6 protein-coding genes are annotated in these 7,849 nt (G+C 37.3%); 4 read left to right on the top strand and 2 right to left on the bottom strand.

Features of this window, described 5'->3' with window-relative positions:
• A partial coding sequence (locus QNJ50_RS27965) for a hypothetical protein (protein WP_300642312.1) occupies positions 1–785 on the top strand: 785 nt, incomplete at its 5' end.
• A gap of 107 nt (positions 786–892) precedes the next feature.
• Positions 893–2,071 carry a hypothetical protein gene (locus QNJ50_RS27960; RefSeq protein ID WP_300642311.1) on the top strand — a complete coding sequence of 393 codons (1,179 nt, stop codon included), beginning with the start codon at positions 893–895 and terminating at the stop codon, positions 2,069–2,071.
• 21 nt (positions 2,072–2,092) lie between these two features.
• Here the strand turns inward: QNJ50_RS27960 and QNJ50_RS27955 are convergent, their stop codons facing one another.
• Positions 2,093–2,374: a hypothetical protein gene (locus tag QNJ50_RS27955; protein ID WP_300642308.1), complete on the bottom strand. Its 282-nt coding sequence runs from the start codon at positions 2,372–2,374 to the stop codon at positions 2,093–2,095.
• Between the two features lie 1,155 nt (positions 2,375–3,529).
• On the bottom strand, positions 3,530–5,785 hold the full coding sequence (locus tag QNJ50_RS27950) for a pentapeptide repeat-containing protein (protein WP_300642305.1): 2,256 nt from the start codon (positions 5,783–5,785) through the stop codon (positions 3,530–3,532).
• Positions 5,786–5,983: 198 nt separating this feature from the next.
• Here QNJ50_RS27950 and QNJ50_RS27945 point away from each other — a divergent pair, with 198 nt between their 5' ends.
• Both QNJ50_RS27945 and QNJ50_RS27940 read left to right on the top strand, forming a co-directional pair.
• A complete protein-coding gene (locus QNJ50_RS27945; RefSeq protein WP_300642303.1) occupies positions 5,984–7,309 on the top strand; it encodes an amidohydrolase in 1,326 nt (441 codons plus the stop codon).
• A 105-nt stretch (positions 7,310–7,414) separates the two neighbouring features.
• Positions 7,415–7,849 (top strand): AAA family ATPase (locus QNJ50_RS27940; protein WP_300642300.1); only part of this gene is annotated, 435 nt, incomplete at its 3' end.

Raw genomic sequence — 7,849 nt, 5'->3', positions numbered from 1 at the left:
CTCAAACTGAACAAGTACCAAATTCTTCTGAGGTCGTACACCAAAAAGCAGAAATTCTAGAACTCAAGCCTGCCAGTTCTTCTCAAACTGAACAAGTACCAAATTCTTCTGAGGTCGTACACCAAAAAGCAGAAATTCTAGAACTCAAGCCTGCCAGTTCTTCTCAAACTGAACAAGTGCCAAATTCTTCTGAGGTGGTAGAGCAAAAAACAGAAATAATCGAACTTGAACCTAGCAGTTCTTCTCAAACTGAACAAACAGCGAATTCTTCTGATGAGGTAGACAAAAAAACAGAAATCATTGAACTCAAGCCTGCCAGTTCTTCTCAACGTGAAGAAGCGCCAAATTCTTCTGAGGTAGTAGACCAAAAAACAGAAATTGTTGAACTCAAACCTCCCAGTTCTTCTCAAACTGAACCTCAGAATGAGAAACAACAAGTAAAGTCAACAACGGACAACCAAGAACCAGGTAAGATTCCCAAGCCTAAACCTGCAATCAAGCTCAAAAAATCCCAGAAGAAAGAATCTTCTCCACAACCCTACAAGAATTTGGAAACAGCCACTAACCAAAATGGAGAAACCTTTGTTGTTGGAGAGAAAATCAAAATTAATACCTGCAATTTTGGTGAGTATACTGTTGAAATCAAGTTTTTGTATGAAACAGCAGATGGTAGCATCTGGGTGACTTATTACCCCTTTGGCTCGGAAGATCAAAAACATCCTTGGCGTAGGGGATGCCAAAGATTGGAACTTTTGAGGAAACCTGATTCTCAAGAAGTTAACTAACTCTATTCAAACTTTCAGTAAATCAATTATTTGCGATATATTGACATTCAAAACTAACTTCGATAAAAATTTCTCCTCAAAATAAAAGTTTGAGAACATTATTTAATATGGATATTTTTTTCAGTGCTGTTGGAATCTTACAGGGTGATATTGAGCAAACACAAGATAATAAACTGGGTATCAAAATTGGGGATAAATCCTACCCACTATTTCCCACTCCTCGTTACAGAAAAAGTTGGGACACCTTAAAGGGTGAGATAAGTCATCTTGGTGTTGTGTCCAAAAAATTACTGGTTTACCCAAAATGCATTTATTTTTCAGATCACAAAAAACCTTACAGAATAAGTTTTAATATTGTATGCCATCACACAGAAGAATCAGGAAAGGGAATTTTTACAAGCTTCAATCCATGTGAATTTCAGCTTTTTGGGCTTTGGAAATTTATTTCCCCATACCCTACACCAGTAATATCCGTATTTAAAAATTACTCAGATGAACGTTATGCCAAATTCAAAGATCTAGAACCACAACTCAAAGCCAAGTATGCCAGAGGATTGCATTTACCTCTACTGTGGAAAGATGCTTTGGTTCCCCCATTCCGCTTCGATCCACAAGATAAACAACAGAAAAAAGAGATTTATTTTGTTGGACTTAAAGCTAAATTCAACTCCCAACTGGATGCATTTGAGTTTGACTCACTATTAGTTCCACCCACTTTGGAACACCCAAGGCATTTTCGTTACAAAATGAACCAAGAAAAGAAAAATTCAACCAAGGGCAAGAAAGGTAAGAGCAAAGATAAATCAAAAGCTTCTGAGGAAAATACTTCCAAGCAGGAGAATTCTCCCAAACAAGAGAATAATAATCCCAAAATTGAGAAATCCATAACAACGGATGATACTAAAATATCAGTTCGTGGCGCATGCCGCGCGTCTTCCATACCATTTGATAACTCTCATTTAGATATGCCAGTATCAGGAAAATTAGAAGTCACAATTAAAATCAACGAATTTCCGGATGATGTCCAAACCCTTGAAAATGGTTGGAAATCTTTTCAAGTCGAATGTGATACGCAAGTTGTCACAGTCACAGTTAAACCAAAAATGTTTAAAAAACTTGAGCATGCCCGAGATAATTACCCAATGTGGGTTGCTGCCATTGCTGGAAAGATTGGAGAAGAACAGCCAAACGGCTTTATCCTAGATTCTCCAAGCATCCAAGCTTTTGAGCGTAAGCCAAAGGAACCTAAACAACCCAAACAATCAGAAGCTGTAGCTGCTCAATGATTCCTCTCGCCTAAGTTGAAATCAAAACTCCAACTTAGGCATCTTTTTTGTCAATTTTTTGATGTCTTTGTCTGAAAGTCTCGCTACTCTACTATTTTCTAAGTCAAATTCACCAATTTTGGTTTTACCTGACAACCATTTTACGTAAATTTTGTCTCGCTTTTGATTCAATGCGATAATCTCCCAAATTGACCCGTCACATACTGTTGCTTTGCACCCCCACAATTGTTGATGAGATAGTTCTTTTAGCTCACGGTCAACGTTTTCAAAATCGATCTCAACGAAATCTAAGTCTTCCTGCATTACTTTTTGATCAAAGTCTTTACCAATATCTTTTCTTAGTACTGGACATTCCTCAAAAATTTCTTCCGCAGATAGTCAACTTCATTGGACGCACCCGCAGATTAAAAGCCAGTCGTAAATCATTTTTTTGCGCTGCTGATGAGTTAATTTATTTTTTTGAGTGGATAAGTGGGCAGCGCTGGAAAAAATTATTTAGTGGAGCGCAGCGGAACGGCGACTGGCTGCACAAATGAGCTTCTCATGCTGCCTCAGTACATTAAAGTTCTCAAATATACCCAAAATAATTATTATTAATATCTGAGAAATCAAGAAATTACAGTAAATTTTGTTTATTGATTGCTCTACTTAAAATAAACATATAGCGAAATCCTGGAATCAATATAGTTATTTAAAATTCCCAATACCTCAATTACAACAATATACCTCTAATTCTCTTTACTCACCTGATGAAATTTGATTATCCTCTATTTATTAATAATAATTGGCGTAAAATACAATAATAAATACTGAATATTTCATAACAAGATATTTTGATATATCTAATCCCTTCTAAAATCAGTCCCTGTAAAAATTGAGTTGACAAGAAGAAAGCAGAAAGCACAAATCCTTTGATAAAAAGACTTGCAGCTATGTTGTCTTGGCAGTAATAGATCCAAAACCTCTATTACCCAAGATTTATCTCCATAATCTAAAATACATATTTAGTAATAATAGAAAATTAATGTATTTATTTATCTATTAGCTACCAATATGAAATAATTATTTCTCTATTTTGGATTAATTAAATTTTATTTTTATAACAACTTGATAACTGTAGTATAGTATTTAAGTTACAAATACGGTTAACTAATATTGTTAATCCATTAAATTTTCAAATTTTAGATAATAATTAAAATTTATATTGATTGATTTTACTTTTTAGACGAAATATATTTCATGCATAGTGAACGCTATTTAAATACTATGCAAATTCTATTAGCACCAGTTTAACTAAAGTTCAGAGTTTATATAGCGTATGCATAGTAAATATATAGTACTTACTATATAAAACCTTTTGTATAGCATTTACCATGCAAAATAGCTGTTAAACCTGTTGATGGTATATCCTGAAATTTACGCTTCTAAAAATCTGTAATTCCACTACAAGCGCGTACCTTATTTCTTTTTCAGTACAGGGGTAAAATTTTCTGCAATTCCCTCTAGTTGAATGATACTACACCCTAGCTTATAAGCAAATTCAACCGATTCCCCAGCGCCGAGTGCATTGTAAAATCCTGTTGAAAATTTGACTGCGGCTTTATCACCAATCGCCTGATTCATTCCAATTACGTAAGGGATATATTTAGCAATAGCCTGGGCTTGGACTTCTGAGTAACAAGCATTGAGAACAACACATTCAATCCTGCTAGAGAATAACTCGAACAATTTAGTCAGTGCTTCTGTGTCTACTAATTGTAAATTTCCGGCTTCATCTTCCAGAGCTAAACCATCATCCCCTGAACCATGACCGCTAAAATGAACAATTTGGGGTTTGAAGTCTAACAATGCTTGGTAAACGTCCTGAATACGCACAGCCCAACGTTGTTTGAGGTCGAATAATTCCCGTTTGCTCGCTCGTTGCAATCCAGCATCAATTTCTCGTACTTCTTCATCCAATCGTAAGCGTGAGGTGTCTTTGGGATTGGATGCCAGAATTAAAATAGTTTTGACTGCTGAGTTGTTAGTTTCTTTTTGTTTTTGTTCCTGATCATAATTGGTGGTATCACCACCGATTTGTTCAGCATTTACTGTATCTGTATCGACCAAGCCACCAGCAAATTGAGCACCTTTTAAGTCGAAATGAGATTCTTTTTTAGAGCTTTGCGACATGATACCTCCTCGACTATAAATATTTTCTGCTTGCAGACTAGGGCGTTCTAGTGCTGTAGATATCATAGTTTCTAGTCTGGAAATATGATTTTCTTGGTAGTTTATTTGGTTATCTTTAAATTTTAATTCAGTTAAAAAATGTTTGATTTGTTCTTCGGAAGGTAAACCTTTTAAACAATTATAAGTTTCAAAATATTCTGCACTTAATTGGGATTTATCAGCTTCTTGTGCTGTTTTAGCACGAAGTAAAAAATTATCTTCACCTTTTATTTCCATCCCCACAATCTGCAGTTGAGCATTTGGATTGTTTTCAGCCAATTCCTTAAAAGATATCGCAATGGCACGGGGGTCAACACCTTGATTGTGGTAAAGGTCAAGAGTATCAACTAGTGGTTTAATGAAATCGCCAAATTCTCCATCAGCAAATACTTCTTCTCTGTTATCCGGTTTGCGCCAGGGGTCGGGGTTTTCTTTGCTGGGAAGTTGCATGTACACGTACTCACACCTTACACCACGAAAGTTGGTTTCATTGGTAATATTCCAATCTTCTATGTATGCACCAGTAAGAGTAGCGCCTGTAAAATCAGTACCGTCTAATTGAGTTTGGACTAACTTTGCCCTTGATAAATCCGCATCTTGTAAACAAGCTTCGCTCAAGTCTGTACCAATAAAATTTGCGTCTGTTAATAAAGTTCCTTTTAAATTAATTCCCCGTAAATCCAGATGATCAAAATTTTTATCTTGTCCTCGTCCTGTGGTGAGTAATTGCCGTATATAAGGATATTTCAGATAAGAGGTGCCAGGACGAACTCGATCTAGTAATTTAGTTTTATGGAAACAAGTACGAGTAAGTGTAGCCTTTCTCAAATCTGTACTTTTGAGTTGAGCAGAAGTAAAATTAGCATCTGTTAGATCGGCGCTACGAAAACTCGTTCCACCAATAGCAGCAAAACCAAATGCAGCATTCCGTATTAAAGCATATTTTTTATCTCCTTTCATCCCTCGCCAAGCTATGTAAGAACTTATAACAGCTCCGACTACGGCTACGGAGCCGGCTAGGGCTAGGGCTAGAGCTTCGTCTTCGGCGAAGGCTAGGGCTACGGCTATGGCAAAGGCTCCGGCTACGGTGAAGGCTACGGTGAAGGCTACGGTTCCGGCTACGGCAAAGGCTCCGGCTCCGGCTAAAGCTACGGCTGTTATTCCTTGGCGAAGGATAATCGCAAAAATAATAACCGTTACAATTAGTGTCGTCCAGCCTAAAAATTGGTTCTGGACATTTGAACTAAATATCAGCGACACTAAAAAACCATTATACGCAAATAACAATCCTGAAAGTCCCGACACCAACCAGGAAATCATCACTAGACAAATTGCCCAACCTAGAGGCAAACCACCTTTAGCACCAGTAAAGTTCGCTTCATGCAGATTAGCGCCAGTAAAATTTGCACCCCTCAGATCTGTATTACTAAAATCTGCGCCTTCTAAGTTTTGACCCCTGAAGGAGCAACCTCGGAGATTTTGGCCTGAGAAGTCTTGGAACATCTGAGCAAAATAAACGCCAGTACCAACATTTTATACAGAGTGGATAGTTGATATTCCAGGTCATTCAAGAAAATTATACTTACCAAAAGATAGCAATTATTAATTGCAAGGAGGAATACTTGCTCTACTTGTGGCTGCCGCGATTATCGCTGCAACAGAAACTGTAAAATTTACTTGAATCGCAGTGTGTATGATTTTATGTCAGATTTACTAATTCAAAATTGCCAAGTACTACAAATTGCTAATGATGGTAGTTGTGTAGAGATTTTACAGAACCAAGATATAAGCATCCGGGGTAACAAAATTGAAGCGGTGCAACCAACAGGGATTGCTGACTCCAGTCACTTTAAGAATAGTATTAAAGCTAATGGAATGCTGGCAATGCCAGGATTAATTAATACTCATGCCCATGTACCAATGGTTCTTTTTAGAGGCTTAGTAGAAGACCTTGGTTTAGAGCAGTGGCTAAACAATATCTGGTTGCGAGAAACTAAACTAACACAAGAAGATATTTACTGGGGGATGCTGCTGGGACTCATAGAAATGATAGAAGCCGGTGTCACCTCAGTTGCCGATCATTACTTTTTTATGGACAAAGCAGCACAGGCTGTGGAAATAACTGGAACTCGCGCTTTGTTAGGTTGGGCGATGTTTGGTAATCAGGGCAATGAGGAAATTGAAAAAACAGCAGCATTTGTACGTGAATGGCAAGGCACAGCCAACGGTCGTATCCGTACTATAATGGCACCCCATGCCCCTTACACCTGCGACGATGATTTCTTACGAACCACTGCTCGTACTGCACAAAAATTGGGTGTGGGAATTCACATTCACGTATCAGAAACCAACTCCCAGACGAATACCAGTTTAAAAAGTCGTGGAATTACACCAATACAAGTACTCCAACAAACTGGAGTGTTAGAAGTGCCGACAATTTTGGCTCATGCTTGTGGTGTTTTGCCTTCTGATATTGAAATTTTATCAAAATATACTACTGGTATTGCCCACGCACCCAAGACTTACCTGAAATTGGGCATGGACACAGCACCTGTTACTGATTTTCGCAATGCTGGAATTCCCGTAGGTTTAGCCACAGATGGAGCTGCTAGTAATAATACGTTGGATATTTGGGAATCCCTACGCTTAATGACTCTACTACAAAAATCCCGACATTCCAATCCCCAAGTACTACCAGCGACCGAAGCTAATAAAATTGCAACACAAGAAAGCGCCCGTGTTTTTGGTATGGGAGAACAATTAGGGAAAATATCACCCCGGTATTTAGCTGATTTAATTTTGATTGATACTAATGCAGTACACCACCAGCCCAACCATAATATTCCAGCCAATCTAATTTATAGTATGCAACCAAATGATGTAAAAACTGTAATAGTTGATGGCAAGATTATTATGCAAAATCGCTCAATTTTGACAATAGATAAGATTGAGGTAATTAGTCATGTCCGTTCGTGTGTGGAACGACTATCTAAAACAAATTCCGGCGAGATGTCTGAAAAACTATAATAAGCACTCTTTACTTGAATTATCATATTTTTGTAATAAAATTAATCATCTTGACATAGAAAAGATAAGTTAAAACGAAGCTCAAACTATTTTATAAAAGCTCCTATGAGCAAAATCATTGCCCTGTTTAATCAAGCTGGTGGAGTAGGCAAAACAACTCTGACCATGAATATTGGTTATCATCTGAAAGAACTTAATCAAAAAGTCCTCCTTTTAGACTTAGACCCTCAAGCATCTTTGACTGTTTTTTTTGGATTAAAACCAAAGGAATTATCAGAAACAATTCACTCTTCCATAGTTCAAGAAACTTCTCTCCCCATACATAATGATTTGCATGGGATAGACTTAGTACCCGCTAATATAAACCTGAGTGCAACCGAGAAAGTTCTTTCTGATGCCATTATGAAAGAGTTGCGTCTGAAAAATCTCCTCTCATCAAGACAAAATGAGTATGATTTTATTTTGATTGATTGCCCACCCAGCTTGGGATTTTTAAGCATCATAAGCTTGATTGCTGCCACTCATGTTTTAATCCCAATT

The sequence above is a fragment of the Mastigocoleus sp. MO_188.B34 genome (assembly GCF_030065675.1).
Classification (GTDB): Bacteria; Cyanobacteriota; Cyanobacteriia; order Cyanobacteriales; family Nostocaceae; genus Mastigocoleus.
Note: the sequence above shows the minus strand (reverse complement) of the source record. Positions and strands in the feature narration are given on the sequence as shown.

Bases quoted from the DNA above. Each gene is read 5' to 3' on its own strand.
- QNJ50_RS27955 (WP_300642308.1), bottom strand. From the start codon at position 2,374: ATGCAGGAAGACTTAGATTTCGTTGAGATCGATTTTGAAAACGTTGAC.
- QNJ50_RS27945 (WP_300642303.1), top strand. From the start codon at position 5,984: ATGTCAGATTTACTAATTCAAAATTGCCAAGTACTACAAATTGCTAAT.
- QNJ50_RS27960 (WP_300642311.1), top strand. From the start codon at position 893: ATGGATATTTTTTTCAGTGCTGTTGGAATCTTACAGGGTGATATTGAG.
- QNJ50_RS27950 (WP_300642305.1), bottom strand. From the start codon at position 5,785: ATGTTCCAAGACTTCTCAGGCCAAAATCTCCGAGGTTGCTCCTTCAGG.